Raw genomic sequence first — 18494 nt, 5'->3', positions numbered from 1 at the left:
GGGGGGATTCAGGCCAGTGCCTGGGCCAGAAGGTGGATCGGATGTTCACAGCGGAAGCTGGTGCTCATCTCGATCTGCCATTTGCAGGTCTCGCAGTCGGTGATCACCAGATCGGGGGAGAGGCGGTTGATTTGATCAAACAGCCCCTCACCGATGGTCTGGCTGGTCTGGTAGTTCTCCGACTTGAAGCCGTAGGTGCCGGCGATGCCGCAGCACTGGGACTCCAGTACCGTCACCTTGACCCCGGGAATGGCGCGCAGCAATTCGAGGGTGTAGATGACGCCCCCCATCTTCTCCATGTGGCAGGGGGTGTGGTAGGCGATGTGCAGATTGAGCGGCTTCATCGCCGGTTTGTTGCCCTTGTAGAACTCGTTCCACAGGAAGCGGGTTACCAGCGAGATGCGATCTCGCACCTTGTGGTTGTCCTGCTCCAGCAGGTGGGGGTATTCATCGCGCAGGGTAAAGCCGCAGGTGGAGGAGGTAGCCAGCAGTGGCATCTCGTTGCCCAGCAGGGAGTTCTCCATCTGCTGGATATTAAAGGCCGCCTGTTGCTTGGCCTTGTCCATGAAGCCGTTGGCAATCAGCGGCACGCCGCAGCACTTCTCCCGCTCCAGCAGCTGGACGCCTATGTTCATGGCGTTGAGCACCTGCACCAACTCCTTGCCAAGCTGCGGGTGGTTGTAGTTGACATAGCAGCCGTGGAAGTAGGCGATCTGGCGCTTATAACTGGCCTGGGTCGCCTTCTGCTTTTTGTACCAGCCGCGGAAGGTGCCCTGGGAGTATTTGGGCAGATCGCGGTGGGATGAGACCCCCAGCGCCTTGTCCAGCACCATTTTCATTGGCTTGAGGCCGGTGGTGAAGTTGACCACCGGGGCCATCAGGGTAGACATGCTGCCCATCAGATCGGTGTGGGAGAGGACGAACTCGCGGATCCCCGGTTTGAAACCGCTGTACTGATGCTTGGCCTTGGCGATGATGTCACCGATGCGCACCCCGCTCGGGCAGGCTACTTCGCAACGCTTGCAGTTGGTGCAGTGCTTGAGGGCGCTATCGAACAGCTCGGGGCTCTTGATCCGCAGCCGCTCGCCATCCGGGCCCGCCTGTTTCGGGCCGGGGTAGGCGGGGTTGGCCTTGGCCACGGGGCAGTAGGCGGTACAGACGGTGCATTTGATGCACTGATCGAAAGTTTGGTTGGCGTGATCCAGTAGCATGTCAGTTCTCCTCCCGGCGATGATGAAGACACGGGATATGGGACGTAGTAATCATTGGGCCGCGCCCAGAATATGGCCGGCAGCCTGCCAGCCGGTGGCAACTGCAACGCCGGAGCCTGAGCCCTCTTTAATGGGATCGTAATGGGCCAAGACACTGCCCGCGCCATAGAGGTTGGTGAGCGGCTTGCCGCCGCGCATCACCCGCAGCTTGTCGTCAGTCTTGACCCCGAAGCCCATGAAGGGGTGGTGGTCGAACAGGCGACGACCGGCCCAGGCATCGCGCTCTTCCAGACTCAACACATCGGCATCGAAAATGGGCTCGCGAATGCCGCGCAGACGGGACTCCAGTCCGCGGCTGAAGAAGCTGCCGGAGGCAAGCACGAAGTTGTCCGCCTCAAACAGCTGATCATCGCCATTCTGGGTATGTACGCCGACCACCCGGTCACCTTCGTAACGGGCTCCCAGCACCCGCTCGCTGGTGAGGAAGGTGCCACCAAGGGCCATAAAGCGGCGCTTGAGCGCCTCCTGCATTCTCATTCCGATCAGAGACGGCGGCATGGTGGCCACCTCCTTGATGGTGCAGCCGGTACGCTGTTCCAGCTCCGCCAGACGCGGGCCAACCAGCCCGAGCGACAGGCAGGCAGGCAGCACGATATGACGGCAGCCGGGTACGCCGCTCTCCTGCACCATGCGGCTGATCTCGCGGGCCAGATCGGCCACCAGATGATGCTTGTCACACAGGCGCGCGATGTCGGCTGAGCGAAACTCGTGGGGATTGCGGCTGAATTCCGCCAGCTGGGGCAGGCGGATTTCGCCGGTCAGAATGCGGCAGTGGGCAAAGCGCGGATGGGTCGCCAGATTGGCGGCCGCCAGTGCCGGATGAAAGTCGCGAAAGCCTTCGAGGGTGGCCAGCAGCAGCACGTCCGGGATCGGCGCATCGGTGACGCAGGCACAGGTATCGGGGGAGAGCCAGGTGCGCTTGAGGGTACCGATGGGAGTCAGGCGCTGGTGATTGGTGTCGTGGCGCACCAGCGGCAATCCCTGCTCGGCGCAGTGGCGCTGCAGATCGGCCAGGCTCGCTTCGATATTTTGCATTCCTACTTTGCTGTAGGGGTGATCCGGATGGGCAGCCATAAAGGCGGGCAGGGCGGCGCGGGGATCTCCCTCGCTTTCGAGCAGATCGACCGAGCCGGAGGAGAAGTGCAGGGCACTCTGGCCGGAGGCCATCAGCAGGGTCTTCTGGCCTGCCTCCACCAGCCGCAGGGCAGCCGAGAGTCCCGCCATGCCACCGCCGATAACGATATTGTCAAACTTCATGGCGGCTCTCCTTGTGAGTGGTCTCGCTGGTTGAGCCGCGTGGGGTATCGGCAACCAGCTGCGGCGCCGTCCATTCCCCCAGGCCAAACAGCCCTTCGTAGATCCAGTAGGTAAACTCGGCCTCGCGCAGGGCATCGCCCCAGAGGACGGGGCGGGTTCCCTTGTAACGCTCCTCGAGGAACTGGCGCAGCATGACGCAGGCCTGACGGCCGTCAGCCTTGCCATACTCCTGCATCAGGCCGGCGGCGCGGTAGGCACACAGCTCGCCCTGACAGGGCCCCATTCCCAGACGGGTGCGGCGGCGCAGGTCGATGAGGTTGTCCACATCCAGCTCGCGCAGGGCGTATTCGATTTCGCCAGCGGTGACCATTTCGCACTCGCAGATCAGGGCGTTGGCCTTGGGATTGTCACGGAAGAAGGCGATGACCCGCTCGCCGTGGCGGTACTGGGCTGAGCCTTCGACCGGCACCGAGAGACCGGGGGCGGAGACCTTTTCCGGATCCCGCGAGCCGGGCAGGCTCAGCTCGGCGGTCTGGCAGGGCTTGCTGTTGCCGAGTTTCTTGGCCAGCAGATCGGTGGCCCACTCCGCCATCAGGCGGTAGGTCATCAGCTTGCCACCGGTGATGGTGTTGAACCCCTTGAGACCATCGCGCTCGGCGTGATCCAGTAGCACGATACCGCGGCTGATGTTGCGGCCGGTGTCGTCACCGTCCACCGCCACCAGCGGGCGTACCCCGGCGTAGGCGCGCAGCAGACGGGTGCGGGCCATGATGGGAGCGAGCTTGATCCCCTCGCGCAACAGCACCTCCACCTCTTCGGGCTCGACGGTGAGCTGGTCAATCTTGTTGTAATCGATGCGACTGGAGGTGGTACCGATGAGGGAGATGGTATCGCCCGGCACCAGAATGTCCGCATCCGCCGGTTTGCGGGCGCGGTTGAGCACCAGCTGGTTGATGCGGTAATCCATGATGAGCAGGGAGCCCTTGGCCGGGAACATGCGGATGCCGAGATCGGCGTATTCGCAAATTTGCTGGCCCCAGATGCCGGCGGCGTTGATCACCTCCTGACACTCCACCTCGAACGCTTCGCCGGTGCGGGTATTGATCGCCTTGACCCCGTGTACCCGATCCTGCGTGCGGAGCAGCCCCAGCACCTTGCTGTGGGTGAAGATGCGCGCGCCGTGCTCTTTGGCGTCCAGCACGTTGGCAGCGGCGAGGCGGAACGGGTCGACCGTACCGTCCGGTACATGGATGGCGCCGATCATCGCCGGGTTGGCGTTGGGCTCCATGCGCAGGGCTTCACCTGGATCGAGCTGGCGGGTTTCGATACCGGCCAGGGCGCAGGCATCCATAAAGGTGGTTTGGAAATTGATGTCATCTTCCGGCAGGGTGAGGAAGAGGCCGCCCGTGTCTTCGACACAGTGGCTGGCAATCCGCTTGAGGATGCGGTTTTCCTGGATGCATTCGCGGGCGGACTCCTGATCCGTCACCGCGTAGCGGGCACCGGAGTGGAGCAGGCCGTGGTTGCGGCCGGTGGTGCCGGCGGCGATATCATCGCGCTCGAGCAGGATGCAGTCGATGCCGCGCAGTGCGCAATCGCGCATGATGCCGGCCCCTGTGGCACCGCCGCCTATGATGACGACTTGTGTAGTTATTCTTTTCATTGTTGCCCGTCTCATCTCTTCCAGATAAGGCCAGTGTGGCCTACTTCTGAGTGGAAATGTTTGATATGGGCCAAATTTGCGTTCGCAAACGCTCATTTTCTCGCGCGTTAATGAGCATTATGTGACATTTGTCACGCTTGTTATCGCATCGGTTTGTGGGCTGGTGGCGAATAACAGGCACAAAAAAGGGGCATCGGATGCCCCTTGTCACTGTTTGACGAGTTTGGTGGGTGTGTGATGCGTCAGCCGCAGCACTTCTTGTGCTTTTTGCCGCTGCCACATGGGCAGGGATCGTTGCGTCCTGCCTTGAGGGGCGCCGGATCCTGCTCTCCCTCGGTGTAGACCCAGCGCCCCTGATAACGCACGAAGCGAGAACGCTCATGGAGGCAGTGACGCTCATCCCCGTCCAGAAACCAGGCTTTGAACTCCACCATCCCGGTTTCATCCTCCGGGCCGCCCTGGCTGGCGATGATCTCGAGACCATCCCAGCGGGTGTCGATGCGTGAAAGCTCTTCGGCGGTGAGACCGCCAAGGTGGGCCGGGTGCCAGCTATGGACCAGATACTCCCCCAGACCGATCACAAAAGCACTGTAACGAGAGCGCATCAGCTGCTCCGGGGTGTCAGCCACTGCGCCACTGTGACGTGAGCCACAGCACAATTCGAGAGAAAGGGTTGAGCCGCAAGGACAAAGATTCATGATTTTCACGTTCTGGCCGATTTGTTTAAGGGAATTGTAACGAAAGCTGGGCTCGCCCTGCCAGCACCTATACTGATGAGTAAGCAAGGAATTCCAATAAAAACAGCTGCAAGGATGTGAAAGATGACGCTAAAGCAGAAAATCCTGTTACTGGGTGCAGTCCCCGTACTGTTGATGGCCCTGGTGGTTAATCTCAGTAACTACATGGTCTCCAAGAGTGATCTGGAGTCTGATCTGGTGGTGGCGAGGGAAAATGCCATCAAGGAGCGTAAAGCGCTGCTCAGCAGTTACATCATGATGGCCAAAACCGCCGTCGATGCCGTGTATTCCCTGCCGGATTCTCCGGAAAATCGTCAAAAGGTCAAAGAGTTGCTCAGGCCGCTGCGTTACAGCAGTGACGGCTACTTCTTTGTCTATGACTTCGAGGGCAACACCATACTGCTGCCGGTGCGTACCGAGCTGGAGGGGAAAAACCGCTGGAACGACAAGGATGCCAAGGGCAAATTGCTGATCCAGGAGATCCTTAAATCGGCCCGTCAGGGGGATGGTTTTACCGAATACTGGACGGCCAAGCCCTCCATCGGTCGCGATGCTCCCAAACTGGCCTTTACTCTGGTGCTGGACAAATACCAGTGGGCCATTGGTACCGGTTTTTATATCGATGATATCGACAACGAGCTGGCGGCCTTGCGGGCAGAGCGCGAGAGCAACATGCATGCCTCGTTGCAGAGCAGTGTGCTGGTGATCCTGCTGATCCTCGGAATCACCCTGGCGGCGACCGTCATTGTGGGCAACCGGGTCACCAAGCCGCTGGCGGATGCGGTGCTGGCATTGAACGATATCGCCAACGGCGACGGGGATCTGACCCAGCGGCTCAAGGTGCAGAGTCAGGACGAGATTGGCCAGCTGGCCAGCGCTTTCAACCGCTTTGTCGAGCGGATCCAGTCGGTGGTGAGTCAGGTGGGCGAGACTAGCAACCACCTCTTCAGCGCGGTCGACAAGTTGCACCATCTGAGCGAGCACTATGACCATCAGATGCAGGGCCACAGCCGCGAGACCGATCAGGTGGTCACTGCGGTGACCGAGATGAGCTCCACCGCTCAGGAGGTGGCGGCCAGTGCCTCCAATGCCGCGACAGCAACCAGCGATGCGGCCCGTGAGTCGGACGCCGCCCGGGGTGTGGTGAGCGGGGCCATCAACAGTATCAACCGGCTGGTGGGGGAGGTACATACCGCCTCCGGCGTTATCGAACAGCTGGCGCAAGAGACCGCCAAGATCGGCTCGGTGGTGGAGGTCATTCGCGGCATTGCCGAACAGACCAACCTGCTGGCGCTGAACGCCGCCATTGAGGCGGCCCGCGCCGGTGAGCAGGGACGCGGCTTTGCGGTGGTGGCGGACGAAGTGCGTTCGCTGGCCGGTCGTACCCAACAGAGCACCAAGGAGATCAACGAGATGCTGCAACGTCTGCAGGGCGGGGTGAAGCAGGCGGTGGAGGTGATGCAGGCGAGCGAGGATCGCAGCCAGGAGACGGTGCAGGAGGCGAGCCATATCGCCAGCTCCCTCGACAGCATGGTGATGGCGGTCAGTACCATCAACGACATGAACATCCAGATCGCCACCGCCGCCGAGGAGCAACACGCGGTCTCCGAGGAGATCAACAAGAACCTGGTGGCCATTCAGCAGATTGTCAGCGAGCTGACCAGCGCGGCGGTGGAATCCAACAGTACCACCCGCGATCTGGCCAATACCGGTGACAAATTGCGCAAACTGGTCTCGCAATTCCGTTATTGATCTTGCACTGGTCCGTGACGGCAACCACAAGATGCGGCCTGACCCCCGGTTCAGGCCGCACTTTATTTGGGGATTGACCAATAATGTGTGAAAATTGCCAGCCTCTTTTTTTCAGCCTTTGCCCCATACCCTATGAATGAGATCGTGAAAGGTAGTATCGATTTGATCCGGCAGCTCAACTACGGCCTGGTCTATGCCAGCCTGGAAGAGCACAAGGAGCTGTCGCGCACCGATCTCTCCCGCCTGACCGGTCTCTCGCCAGCTAGTATCACCAAGATCACCCGGGAACTGCTCGATGGGGGGCTGGTGGTTACCTGTGGTGAAAGTTCGGTGGGGCGCGGCCGTCGTCAGACCTTGCTGCGCATTAACGAGCGCCGCTTCCAGTTTCTCTCCATGCGTCTTGGCCGTGGCTACGTGGATATGGCGCTGTTTGACTTCTCCGGTCGCTCGCTGGCTCGCCAGCGCCACCTCTTTACCGAGGAGGAGCGCGCCGATCTGCTGGGCAGTCTGGTGCATGCCATCAAGGTGTTTTTGCCGAGAAAGTCCCTCAGTCTGGCCTGTATCGCCCTCTGTCTGCCAGGTCAGGTAGAGCGCCACTCCGGCATGGTCAAGCACTTCCCCTTCTACGATCTGCGCAACTGGCCCCTTGGCCCGACTCTGCAACAGGCGTTCTCGGTACCTGTGCTGGTGAGCGGTGACGTGCGCACCTGGATCCAGGCTGAGCGGGAGTGGGGGGCCGCCAAAAATTGTGCCGATGCGGTGCTGGTGTTTGTCCACAACGACATCGGGGTCGGCATGGTGGTCAATGGCCAGCTCATCGAGAGTGAAAATGCGCTGCTCGGGGATCTCAGCCATCTGCAGCTCGAGCCCTATGGGCAGCGCTGCTACTGCGGTGGCTTTGGCTGCGCCTGCACCCTGGTGACCAATCAGGCGCTGGAGGCGCAATACCGGGATCTGCGCGAGCGGATGCAGGAGCACGACTTGCCAGAGAGCGTCACCATCCGCGAGCTGTGCGAGCTGGCGCTGGCAGGCAACAGCCTCTGTCAGGATATTCTCCATCAGGCGGCGGGTCGCCTCTCCAAGGTGCTCTCCAATCTCATCTGCCTGCTCAACCCGGGCAAGCTGCTGCTGGGAGGGGAAATCACCCGTGCCGATCGGCTGCTGTTCCCCATGCTGCACCAGTCGCTGGCCAGCCAGTTGCCAGCCGAATATCTGGTGCGGCTGCAGATTGAATCCACCCACTTCTACGAAGATCCCACCAAGCCCACTTCGGTGCAGGTTCACAAGGCACTGCGCGATGGCAGCCTGTTGCTGGAGCTGCTGCGCAGCTGTCAGGAGTCGTAAGGCAAGAGGGGTTGGCACTGCGTTTGGCGAAAGGGGCAGGGATTGCTGTTCCGCCAGCGCGTAACTCGGTACAATCTTGCGCTTTTCCGGCAGCCCCCTGTTATCGCTCCCTGTGGCGCCATGACATGTTGGCATCGCTGCCGTTCCTGTTTTGACTCCAGTTGTGAACCTAGATGAAGCCTGTTCCTGATCACGCCGTCAACCGCCTGCGGGCCTGGCGCAAGAGTATCTCTACCCGACCGTTTCTTGCCCGTGGCGGCACCCTGGCCCGCTGTCCGGCCTGTCAGCTGCGCGAGGATTGGTGTGCCTGCGAGTGGCGCCCCGAGCTCAAAGCGGAGGCGGGCTTTTGCCTGCTGATGTATGACAGCGAGCCGATGAAGCCCTCCAACACCGGTCGCCTGATCGCCGATGTGTTGCCGGATTCCACCTGGGCGTTTCTCTGGTCACGTACCCAGCCCCATCCAGAGTTGCTGGCCCTGCTGGCCGATCCCGCCTGGCAGCCCTATGTGGTCTTTCCCGCTTGCGAGAAGGAGCCTGCCCGCCTGACCGGCGAGGTGACGCTGGCACCGGGTAAAAAACCGCTATTTATCCTGCTCGACGGCACCTGGCCGGAGGCGCGCAAGATGTTCAACAAGAGCCCCTACCTGGACGGTTTTCCGGTGCTGGCCATCAAACCGGATGCGCTCTCCACTTACGGCATGCGGGTCGCCAACAGCGAGGAGCACCTCTGCACCGCCGAAGTGGCGGCCTGCGTGCTGGAAGTGGCGGGGGAGCTCAAGGCGGGGCAGGCACTGCAGCACTGGTTCAACTTGTTCAGCAGCCGCTACATGGCCGGTCGGGTCAGCCGTTTCCCCGGTGCCGATGAGGATCATCTCTGTGAGGCGCTGGCGGCGATCAAGGAAGCGAACGTCACTTCACCGGCTTGCTAACGGAGCCCTCTGAGGGGGCAGGGCCTGACAGCTCAAATCAATGAAAATCAGGAATCAATTGGCTGCCACTGTTTCGTTAGATTCATGGTCAGTGGCCCGCTAGGATAGCGAACAGCCTGTGCCCCCCGCACAACGTCGTTTTGGTGTTCTCCGGTTGCCTGACCCCTTCGGGCAACCCACTCTCGTGAGGTCTATGGATGGAATTGGAACTGGTTACCCTGTTTGCCCTGTTCGGTGTGGCGCTCATCGCCGGCTTTATCGATGCCATCGCTGGCGGCGGCGGTCTGCTGACGGTACCTGCTCTGCTGGCCACCGGCATGCCCCCCGCGCTGGTGCTTGGCACCAACAAGCTGCAGAGCAGTTTTGGCTCCTTCTCCGCCACCTGGTTCTATGCCCGCAAGGGGCTGCTGGAGTGGGCCATGATCTGGCCTGCGGTGATCTGCACTTTTATCGGTGCGGCTATCGGCACGCTGGCGGTGCAGACCATAGACGCCGCCATTCTCGAGCGCCTGCTCCCTTTCCTGCTGATGGCCTTTGCCTGCTACTTCTACTTCTCGCCGCGGGTAAGCGATGCCGAGAGCTCCCGCCGTCTGACTCCCATGCTGTTTGCGCTGCTGGTGGGGGGCGGTGTCGGCTTTTATGACGGCTTCTTCGGGCCGGGCACAGGTTCGTTTTTTGCCATCGGTTTCGTGGCGCTGGCGGGCTTTGGCATGGCGCGCGCCACCGCCCATACCAAGCTGCTCAACTTCACCTCGAATATCGCCTCCCTGCTGTTCTTTGCGCTAGGTGGCAAGGTGGTGTGGAGTGTTGGTTTTTGCATGGCGCTGGGGCAGTTTATCGGCGCCCGTTTTGGCTCCAAAATGGTGCTGAAAAAAGGGGTGAAGCTGATCAAGCCGCTGCTGGTGACCGTCTCCTTGCTGATGTCTGCCAAGCTGGTGTGGAGCCAGTATCCGGAGCTGTTTGCCTGGATCTGATGTGCGCCTTGCTTGCCGCATCGCAAGTGTTAACGGGGCCCTTGGGCCCCGTTGTCATATCTGGTGTTTTACACGGCTAGTGCGGCGTGTCGCTGCAGTGGCGAAAGTGTTGGTGCAGGGCGCTCACCAGCCTGGCGATCCGCTCTCGCTTTAGGCTGTTTGGCCGGTAGACCAGATGTAGGGGGCGGCCCAGTCCGGGCAGTGGGCGCGCCATCTCCCCCTGTTCGCCCACCAGCCCCAGCAGGCCAGCGGGGAGCAGCACAGGGCCAATACCTGCCTTGGCGAGTTCGATGAGCGCCAGATAGGAGTCGAGCTCCATGGCGGGCTCCAGCCCCAAATCTGCCAGCGGTTCGCGCAGGTAGCGGTTGGAGGGGTTCTCCAGATCCATGGTGAGGATCTTGCGCCTGCTTTCTGCGCTGGCTGGCGGCAGGCTCTGCTGCGCCTCGCCCACCAGATAGAAGGGCTCTTCCAGTAGCAGGTCTGCGTCGAGGCCATGGCCGGGCGGGAGCCGACCGGCGCAGATGCCGAGCAGGGCATCACCGCTGCGCACCCGCGCCAGAATGACCGGCGTGTGGTGGGTGGAGAGGGCAAGGTGGGGATCGCGCTCCAGATAGTCGCGCATAAAGTGGGCGAGATAACCCGCCAGCAGGGTTTCGGAGCTGGCGATGGGGAGGGGGCTCTGATCCGCCAGATCCTGACTATCGGCAAGCACCCCCTTCATTTCGGCCAGACTCGGGGCCACTCGTTCCAGCAGCTCCTTTGCCTGCGGGGTGAGGCGGATCTGGCGCCCCTCCGGCTCGATCAACTTCTTGCCAAGGCGTTGCTCCAGCTGGGCAATCCGCTTGCTCACCGCCGACTGGCTGATATAGAGGCGACTGGCCACCTTGGCCATGGTTCCTTCACTTGCCAGCAGGCTCAGCGTCTCCAGCCCTTCCAGTAACATCTAGCCCCCTTGTTTATCGCCATCAGGATCGTCACAGATTGAGCGCTACCTTAGGGGCTGACTGGCTCAGGAGCAAGGGGCGTTTGCTGCCTTGGCCGGTCGAATGAGCAATTCGTTCAAGGGCGGCGCGAAGATCACCAGATTGCCGATGAGGCTGATCACCACTCCGGCCACCGAGACCGGCTGCCAGACAAAGCCTTCATAAAAGGTGGAGAGGGTAAGCGCCACCAACGGAAAGAGCACGGTGGCGTAGGAGGCCTTGCTGGCACCGATGCGCCCCACCAGCGTCAGATAGGCGGTAAAAGCGATCACCGAGCCAAACAGGGCGAGGTAGACCATGGCCGCCAGATAGTGGCCATCGGTCGGCACCACCAGTTGCTGCCCGAGCAATGTGACCCAGCCCAGCAACAGCACCACGCCGTAAACCATGCCCCAGGGCACCAGTTGCAGTACGTGGTAGCCGTGGCGCTGGCCCCGTGCCGAGACCAGATTGCCCAACGAAAAGCAGAGGGTGCCGCCGCAGGCGAGCAGCAGCCCTTTCCAGCCGTTTGCACCCAATTGCGCATCCGCCAGCACCGGCCAGAACAGTAACAGGGTGCCAAAGAGTCCCAGCAAGGAGCCTTGCAACCAGCGCAGGGTGGGGCGCTTGCTCTCGAACAGCCAGAGGTTGAGGCCGTTGAAGATGCTGGCACTGGCAAAGATCACTGCCGACATGCCGCTCGGGATATAGCGTGTGGCGTGGTAGAAGCAGAGAAAGTTGGTGGAAAAGAGTAGGGCACCGAGCAGCGCCGCATAGCGCTGGCCATGCCACGGCAGGCGCGGAAAGCGGCCGCTGGCGGTGAGCAGGGCAAACAGTGCCACCGCTGCCAGCAAAAAGCGGTAGAGCACCGACACCTCGATGGGGATGGGGCCAAGTTGCCAGGCGATGGCAATCCAGGTGCTGCCCCAGATAAGCACGGTGGCAAGATAGAGCATCAGGTTCATCACAGTTCCGGTGAGTCAGGGAGAGATGACCCACTATGGGGCTAGCCCTGATGGCTGGATTGCACCATCTTGCGGTTTTTCATCTCCCTGCGCTGTCATCTGCGGGCGCGGTCGGTAAGATGGATGGCAGCGGCATAAGCAGCGACATAACATGTACATCGGAACAGGCGGCAGGGGCGAATGAAAACAGCAGGGGTATTTGATGCACTGGTCAGCACCGGCGCCCGGCTGGAGGACGCCTGCTGGCTCGAACCCGGGCTTGGCGTCGCCAGTTGGCGCAACTGCTATGACCAGACCCGCTATCACAAGCCGGGCCACCACACCCTGAGCGTCTATCTGCAAGGAGGCGAGCAGACCGAGCGACTCGATGGGCCGGGTGGGCACGGTGGCACCGGCAAGGTGTGCATCATGCCGGATCACCATAGATCCGAGTGGCTGGTGCGCGAAGAGTTTCACTTCTTTCATCTCTACTTCACCCCGGCTCACCTCACCCGTATCGCCGAGGAGGCGTGTGACAAGGAGGGGCGCCACCTGCAACTGGTGGACAAGACCTTTATCGACGATCCGCAGGCGGCCGGACTGGTGCAGCGCCAGTTGATGCAACTGCAGTGGCAGCACGGGGTCGATCGGCTGGCACTTTCCCACGGCGCCTGGATGTTGATCCTCCACGCCTATCGCCACCACACCGAGGAGGCTCCCGGTCTGCCGCCTCTGCGCGGCGGGCTGGCGCCCGTGGTGATCAAGCGGGTGCAGGAGTATCTGCAGGCCCATCTGGCTGATTCGGTCACGCTGGCAGAGCTGGCCCAGCAGGCGGGGCTGAGCGAGTATCACTTTGCCCGTATGTTCGGCCAGAGTCTCGGCTGCCCGCCCCATCGTTATCTGCTTGGGCTGCGGCTCAAACGGGCCAAGCAGCTGTTGGCTGGCCCCGAGCCGCTGGCCAGCATCGCCAGTCAGTGTGGCTTTTCTTCCCAGGCACATTTCGGTAATCGTTTTCGCGAGGCGTTTGGTTTGACGCCGGGGCAGTGGCGGGCGCAATTGTCATCTTCTCGTCACAGATAACCCTGAGACTTTGGGCAAAAGAGGTGTACTCTCTACAACTTATCCATTGAAAGGAATGCCCATTGAATTATCGCAAACGTCAAATCCGTACCCGTCATCTCTGGTTCAGCCACTGGAATGCCCCGCAAGATCGCACCGCTGTCGTTACCCCTCCCGAACCTGCAGTGCCTCACAGTTCACGTTGAAAAAGCCCCGCCTGCGATAGGATTTTTCCGGTAACTTTGCCACTATTGCCCCATCACAATGATGTGGACATGGCTGGATGTTTCTGGAACGTATTGAAGTCAAAGGTTTTCGCGGTATAAATCGCCTGTCGCTCGGGCTGGATCAGACCACAGTGCTGATCGGCGAGAATACCTGGGGTAAATCGAGCCTGCTGCGCGCCCTCTGGTGTCTGCTGGGGCAGGATGCCGAGCCCTATCAGTTCACCGCCGAGGATTTTCACCAACCGGAAGATCCCGAATTGGCCCCGGCGCGCCACTTGCAACTGGTGCTCACCTTCAGTGAGCACAGACCCCAGATGTGTCAGCACTCCCGTCGGCTGGCCCGTCTTTGCCCCTCCTGGGTGCTGCACAAGGACAAATTCCACCGCATTCACTATCGCGCCAGCGCCGAGCTGCAGGCGGATGGCTCTGTGCTCACCATTCACGACTTTCTCGACGGGGTAGGCAAGAGCCTGCCCATCACCAACACCCACGAGCTGGTCTGCATGCTCATCACCATGAACCCGGTGTTCCGGCTGCGGGACGCTCGTACCGCTCGCAACGGGGTGGAGACATTGCAGTGGGGTGATCTCTCCGAGCATCGCCTGAGCGAACTGGCGGACAAGCTGATCGACGAACCCCAGCGGATCGGCGAGCCGGAGCTCAAAGAGGCGTTGCAGGCGGTGCGCCAGCTGATGGATCACTACTTCAACGCCCTGGCCCCCATCAAGAACAAGCCGCGCAGTCAGCGCGACATCATCAATCGCCCCATGACATTGCGCAATCCTGGCAACCTGCATACTCTGCTGCGCCGCGCCGATAACCGTGCGCTGCAGCTGGCGATGGCGGGGATGGCGGCTACCTTGTTGCAGGCGCGGGGCAACCGCGAGCTGGAGGAGGGGGCCCGTCCCATCATGATACTGGAGGACCCGGAGAGCCGGCTGCACCCGACCATGCTGGCGCTGGCGTGGGGGCTGCTGGAACAACTGCCGGGCCAGAAGCTGCTCACCACCAACTCGGGGGACTTGCTCTCTTCCCTGCCGCTCAATCAGGTGCGGCGGCTGGTGCGCCGTCAGCAGGATATCCTCTGTCACCAGCTGGGGGGCGAGCGTTACAGCAGCGACGATCTGCGCAAGATCGCCTTCCACGTGCGGATCAACCGCCCCATGTCGCTGTTTGCCCGTTGCTGGCTGCTGGTGGAGGGGGAGACCGAGATCTGGCTGCTCTCCGAGCTGGCCCAGATCTGCGGTTACAGTTTGCGGGCCGAAGGGGTGCGGATCATCGAGTTTGCCCAGTGCGGCCAGTCGCCGCTCATCAAGGTGGCGCGGGACTTTGGCATCGAGTGGCACTTGCTGACCGATGGCGATGAGGCGGGGCTCAAGTATGCCACCTCTGCCCGGGGCCAGCTCAAGGGAGAGCGGGAGCGGGACCGACTGACCCAGCTCCCTGCCGCAGACATCGAGCACTACCTCTATCACAACGGTTTTGAAGCTGTGTTTCGTCGCGAGGCCGGGGTGGGTGGGCGCGCCATGTGGAGCGCCAGTCACATCATCAACAAGGCGATCCATCACCGCAGCAAGCCGGGAATGGCGCTGGCGGTGGTGGAAGAGGCTGAGCGGCTCGGCGCCGAGCATATTCCGCCGGTGATCCGCCAGATGTTTGCCCGGGTGGTGGCGCTGGCCCGCGGTCAGGGCTAACGCCAGCGCTGCATCCCGTCACTATGGATATGGCTGCCAGCAGGGCGCCCCTCAAGGTGGGCTCTGATGGCAGCAAATTGCCCCGGATAGTTTGCCCACGATTGTTTGTCGCGATTGGGGATAGCCGCCGGTTTGGGTATACTCGCCCCTCTCTGGCGCCCCGGTGGCGCACCTCGAATCTTTACTGCTGGAGGCGTCGTGTTCGTCCAACTCCCTTTTTGGCTATTTCCTCTCACCGGATTGATGGCGCTTGGCGCCCTGATCGCCCTCGGCATCGTGCTGTGGCGCGGTGATATCTGCCCTGGCCAGCGCTCGCGCATCACTCAGCAGCTCTTCTCCATCTGGGTCATTACCGCGCTCTCCCTGATGCTGGCGGTAGAGGCCAAGGCGGCCAGCTGGCTCATCTGGAGTGGTGGGGGCGCACTGGTGCTCGGAGTCGGCTTGTCACTGGCCCAGTCACGGCTGGAGGGCAAGCGTTCAGTCCCCTCGACACTGCTCTGGCTACCAGCGTTGCCGCTCGCTCTCTATGGCATCGGGCTGCTGCAACTGCAGGGCTGGGTGAGCGGCCTGCTGCAGATGGCGATACTGGGGGCTGCCTTTGCCCACCTGATGCTGCTGCGGGCCCGTCATCGTCTCAAGGCATTCAACACCCTGTTGCCACTGGCCGGTCTGATGGGGGCGATGGCCAGCCTTGTCTGGCTGGCAGTGCTGGTGGGCTGGCAAGGGGGTGAGGCCAATCTCGATGCCCTGATCCCGGCGGTGGTGACCCAGGCAGCGCTGCTGGTGGCCTCTCTGCTGCTCTGGTTCAGCCCGCTCTACTTGCAGCGTGATACCGCGCCTGTGGTGGTCTCCACCTCCCTGTGTGGCCTGCTGATCGCCCAGATTGCCGCTACCAGTGTGTTGCACCAGCTGATCTGACACTGGCGCTGAAAAGAGAAAGCCCCGAGCCAACACTCGGGGCTTTTGCATATCTGGCTTGCAGGTATCGCTGCTATCAATTCACAGCAATCGATCAATAGAAATCGTCGGCACCGCAGATAAAGAGGCAACTGCTGCGCGGCTGGGCGAGATACTCCCGGGTCAATCCCTCCAGCGGCATGCCGAAGGTGCAGATATCTTGCGGCGAGGGGAGGGCGGTATCGAGGATCCGCCGCCAGTAGCCGCCGACCCCCTTGGGGGGGCTCGGCAGGTTAAAGGTGAGGGGTTCCCAGTAGGCGTTGAACAGCACATAGAGCGCCAGCTTGGTTTCGCTCGACAGCGCCGACATGGCGATGGCGTGGGAGTGGGAGCTGAAATCCGGTTGCCCGGCGTTGACCCCGTGCCAGCAGATCTCGCTGTGGCGCAGGATCTCGGTGAGCGACAGCGGCATGCTCTCCTGCTCCGGGCGCTGGAACAGGTGTTTGCGGTACTGGATCAGCTCCTTCATAAAGCGGAACATCTCCTGACTTCGGGCATTGGGCAGCCAGTTCATCCAGCAGGTGGCATTGTCCTGGCAGTAGCCGTTGTTGTTACCCCGCTGGGTGCGCAGCAGTTCGTCTCCCATCAGCAGCATGGGGGATCCCACCGAGAGCAGGGTCGCCACCATCATGTTTTTGGCCTGGCGCATCCGCAGGGTGTTGATCTGGGGATCTTCCGTCACCCCTTCGTGGCCGTGGTTCCAGCTGAAGTTGTGATCGCAGCCATCACGGTTCTCCTCCCCGTTGGCCTCGTTGTGCTTGCTGTTGTAACTGGCCCAGTCCCACAGGGTAAAACCGTCGTGGCAGGTAACGAAGTTGATACTCTTCTCGGGATCGGCGTGGTGATAGTGGTAGATGTCGGGACTGCCGCACAGCCGCTCGACAAAGGCGGTGACGCTGTTGTCATCCCCGCGCAGAAAGCGGCGCACATCATCCCGGAACTGGCCGTTCCACTCACGCCAGCGTGCGCCGGCCAGTGACCCCACCTGATAGAGCCCCCCCGCGTCCCAGGCTTCGGCAATCAGCTTGATGTCGGCGATGTTGGGGTCGGTATCTATGGTGCGTAGAGTGGGGGCATTGGCCTGCGGTTGACCCGATTCATCCCGTGACAGAATGGCGGCCAGATCGAAGCGGAAGCCATCGACGTGCATCTCCTGACGCCAGAAGTGGAGGCTGTCCATGATCATCCGAAGCACCACCGGATGAGCGCCGTTGAAGGTGTTGCCGCAGCCCGAATAGTTGGTGTCCTTCTGGTTGTTGTCGAGGATGTAGTAGGCCTCGTTGTCGATGCCGCGAAACGAGAAGGTGGGGCCATCATCACCCCCTTCGGCGGTGTGGTTGTAAACCACGTCCAGGATCACCTCGATATTGGCCTTGTGCAGCGCCTTGACCATGTCGCGAAATTCGGTCAGCGGATCATCGCCGCAGGCGTATTGGGCGTGGGGGGCGAAAAAGGACATGGGGCTGTAACCCCAGTAGTTGGAGAGTCCTTTGGGCGCATCCTGAGGATCGAACTGGAACACCGGCAGCAGCTCGACGGCGGTGACACCGAGAGATTGCAGGTAGGGGATCTTCTCAATCAATCCGAGATAGGTGCCACGCAGCGCCGGATCGACCCCGGAGCTCGGGGACTTGGTAAAGCCCCCCAGATGCAGCTCGTAGATCACCGAGCGGGAGAGGGAGTGAGCGGGCAGTTTGTCTCCTTCCCAGTCGTAGTGGCGAGTATCGACCACCTTGTTCTTGGCGCAACAAGTCAGATTGCTGCCTGGACGGGCCGCCGCCCATCGATCGTAATTGGCGCCAAGCTCGATGCTGCGGCCGTAAGGGTCGAGCAACACCTTCTCGGCATCGAAGCGGGTGCCGCCATATGGGCGCCACGGGCCCTGAATGCGATAGGCGTAACGCTGCCCGACCGAGATCCCCTCCACATGGATATGCCAGTAGTAGGCGGTGCGGTTAAGGCGCGGGGATAGGGGGATCACCTCTGGGGTCGCATCGTCTGCGCTTGCGAAGAGCAGCAGTTCGACCCGGCTGGCGAGGCGTGCCCAGATCGCGAAGTTGACGCCGTTACTGTCGGGTGTGGCCCCCAACTGACGGCAGTGACCGGCGGAGATGCGCATATTCTACCTACCCAAAATGAGGAGTGTTCACCTTATTGAGTGTAGTGCCGGATGCCTGGCAAGGACTCGATTGCCTGAAAAAACAGCATGATGCTGCTAATGACCGCACTATTTGTCCGATTAATCTACGAATAAACTTTTTTTGAGATATTTACTTGCAATCTGTGCGCTGGCGCCTATTATTGGCGACCTCAGACGCGGGGTGGAGCAGCCCGGTAGCTCGTCGGGCTCATAACCCGAAGGTCGTCAGTTCAAATCTGGCCCCCGCAACCATCTGAGATCCTGACCAGTCAAACCGGTGTAACCGGTTGGTGGGAAAGGAGAAATCGAACTGGCTACTGCTTGGCCACTTCGATAAAAATTCGGACGCGGGGTGGAGCAGCTCGGTAGCTCGTCGGGCTCATAACCCGAAGGTCGTCGGTTCAAATCCGGCCCCCGCAACCAACTCTTTCGTCAGCTTGCGATTGTGTAAACAGTCGAAAGCCGACAAACGCCACCAAGCTACTGCTCGGCTTGAGGGTGACAATTCGGACGCGGGGTGGAGCAGCTCGGTAGCTCGTCGGGCTCATAACCCGAAGGTCGTCGGTTCAAATCCGGCCCCCGCA

The 18494-nt window shown here is 61.3% G+C and carries 14 protein-coding genes and 3 tRNA genes; 10 read left to right on the top strand and 7 right to left on the bottom strand.

The genetic code is table 11. The features are described from left to right. Positions 1 to 8: 8 nt before the first annotated feature. The 4 genes from glpC to AB5Y73_RS04740 all read right to left on the bottom strand — a co-directional run bounded on the left by glpC (position 9) and on the right by AB5Y73_RS04740 (position 4889). Complete coding sequence (gene glpC, locus AB5Y73_RS04755) at positions 9 to 1211, bottom strand: anaerobic glycerol-3-phosphate dehydrogenase subunit GlpC (protein WP_181497272.1); 1203 nt, start codon at positions 1209 to 1211, stop codon at positions 9 to 11. A gap of 51 nt (positions 1212 to 1262) precedes the next feature. Further along, entirely contained in the window at positions 1263 to 2528 is a 1266-nt protein-coding gene (gene glpB, locus AB5Y73_RS04750) for a glycerol-3-phosphate dehydrogenase subunit GlpB (protein WP_181497273.1), read from the bottom strand. Next, positions 2518 to 4191, bottom strand: a complete 1674-nt coding sequence (gene glpA, locus AB5Y73_RS04745; protein WP_103251175.1) for an anaerobic glycerol-3-phosphate dehydrogenase subunit A — start codon at positions 4189 to 4191, stop codon at positions 2518 to 2520. The genes glpB and glpA overlap by 11 nt, the downstream gene beginning before the upstream one ends. A gap of 242 nt (positions 4192 to 4433) precedes the next feature. Beyond that, positions 4434 to 4889, bottom strand: coding sequence for a YchJ family protein (locus AB5Y73_RS04740; protein ID WP_100645733.1), 456 nt, complete (start codon positions 4887 to 4889; stop codon positions 4434 to 4436). A 123-nt stretch (positions 4890 to 5012) separates the two neighbouring features. Between AB5Y73_RS04740 and AB5Y73_RS04735 the strand changes: the two genes are divergently transcribed. The 4 genes from AB5Y73_RS04735 to AB5Y73_RS04720 all read left to right on the top strand — a co-directional run bounded on the left by AB5Y73_RS04735 (position 5013) and on the right by AB5Y73_RS04720 (position 9927). Further along, positions 5013 to 6680, top strand: a complete 1668-nt coding sequence (locus tag AB5Y73_RS04735; protein WP_100645734.1) for a methyl-accepting chemotaxis protein — start codon at positions 5013 to 5015, stop codon at positions 6678 to 6680. A gap of 132 nt (positions 6681 to 6812) precedes the next feature. Further along, the gene (locus AB5Y73_RS04730; RefSeq protein ID WP_005333476.1) at positions 6813 to 8024 is read left to right on the top strand and encodes an ROK family transcriptional regulator; all 1212 of its coding nucleotides are present in this window, start codon (positions 6813 to 6815) and stop codon (positions 8022 to 8024) included. A 173-nt stretch (positions 8025 to 8197) separates the two neighbouring features. After that, on the top strand, positions 8198 to 8953 hold the full coding sequence (locus tag AB5Y73_RS04725) for a tRNA-uridine aminocarboxypropyltransferase (protein ID WP_118853756.1): 756 nt from the start codon (positions 8198 to 8200) through the stop codon (positions 8951 to 8953). A gap of 197 nt (positions 8954 to 9150) precedes the next feature. Beyond that, a complete protein-coding gene (locus tag AB5Y73_RS04720) occupies positions 9151 to 9927 on the top strand; it encodes a TSUP family transporter (RefSeq protein ID WP_101530293.1) in 777 nt (258 codons plus the stop codon). A 76-nt stretch (positions 9928 to 10003) separates the two neighbouring features. Here the strand turns inward: AB5Y73_RS04720 and AB5Y73_RS04715 are convergent, their stop codons facing one another. Then, positions 10004 to 10870 carry a LysR family transcriptional regulator gene (locus tag AB5Y73_RS04715; protein ID WP_118853757.1) on the bottom strand — a complete coding sequence of 289 codons (867 nt, stop codon included), beginning with the start codon at positions 10868 to 10870 and terminating at the stop codon, positions 10004 to 10006. 66 nt (positions 10871 to 10936) lie between these two features. Then, on the bottom strand, positions 10937 to 11854 hold the full coding sequence (locus AB5Y73_RS04710) for a DMT family transporter (RefSeq protein ID WP_181497275.1): 918 nt from the start codon (positions 11852 to 11854) through the stop codon (positions 10937 to 10939). A 180-nt stretch (positions 11855 to 12034) separates the two neighbouring features. Here AB5Y73_RS04710 and AB5Y73_RS04705 point away from each other — a divergent pair, with 180 nt between their 5' ends. From AB5Y73_RS04705 to AB5Y73_RS04695, 3 genes are all read left to right on the top strand, one after another. Further along, complete coding sequence (locus AB5Y73_RS04705) at positions 12035 to 12913, top strand: helix-turn-helix domain-containing protein (protein ID WP_100653632.1); 879 nt, start codon at positions 12035 to 12037, stop codon at positions 12911 to 12913. A gap of 262 nt (positions 12914 to 13175) precedes the next feature. Then, positions 13176 to 14813, top strand: coding sequence for an ATP-dependent endonuclease (locus tag AB5Y73_RS04700; protein WP_107684874.1), 1638 nt, complete (start codon positions 13176 to 13178; stop codon positions 14811 to 14813). A gap of 198 nt (positions 14814 to 15011) precedes the next feature. Next, entirely contained in the window at positions 15012 to 15731 is a 720-nt protein-coding gene (locus tag AB5Y73_RS04695) for a hypothetical protein (protein ID WP_107684873.1), read from the top strand. Between the two features lie 94 nt (positions 15732 to 15825). Here AB5Y73_RS04695 and glgX read toward each other — a convergent pair whose 3' ends face one another. Next, positions 15826 to 17889 carry a glycogen debranching protein GlgX gene (gene glgX / locus AB5Y73_RS04690; protein WP_107684872.1) on the bottom strand — a complete coding sequence of 688 codons (2064 nt, stop codon included), beginning with the start codon at positions 17887 to 17889 and terminating at the stop codon, positions 15826 to 15828. Between the two features lie 196 nt (positions 17890 to 18085). Between glgX and AB5Y73_RS04685 the strand changes: the two genes are divergently transcribed. From AB5Y73_RS04685 to AB5Y73_RS04675, 3 genes are all read left to right on the top strand, one after another. Beyond that, a tRNA-Met gene (locus tag AB5Y73_RS04685) sits at positions 18086 to 18162 on the top strand. A gap of 94 nt (positions 18163 to 18256) precedes the next feature. Further along, positions 18257 to 18333 (top strand) — tRNA-Met (locus AB5Y73_RS04680). Positions 18334 to 18421: 88 nt separating this feature from the next. After that, positions 18422 to 18494 (top strand) — tRNA-Met (locus tag AB5Y73_RS04675).

Origin of the sequence: Aeromonas sp. s7(2024) (genome assembly GCF_040907825.1) — a bacterium.
Classification (GTDB): domain Bacteria; phylum Pseudomonadota; class Gammaproteobacteria; order Enterobacterales; family Aeromonadaceae; genus Aeromonas; species Aeromonas veronii.
The sequence above is the reverse complement of the archived record's forward strand: the minus strand, read 5'-3'. Positions and strand labels throughout refer to the sequence as shown.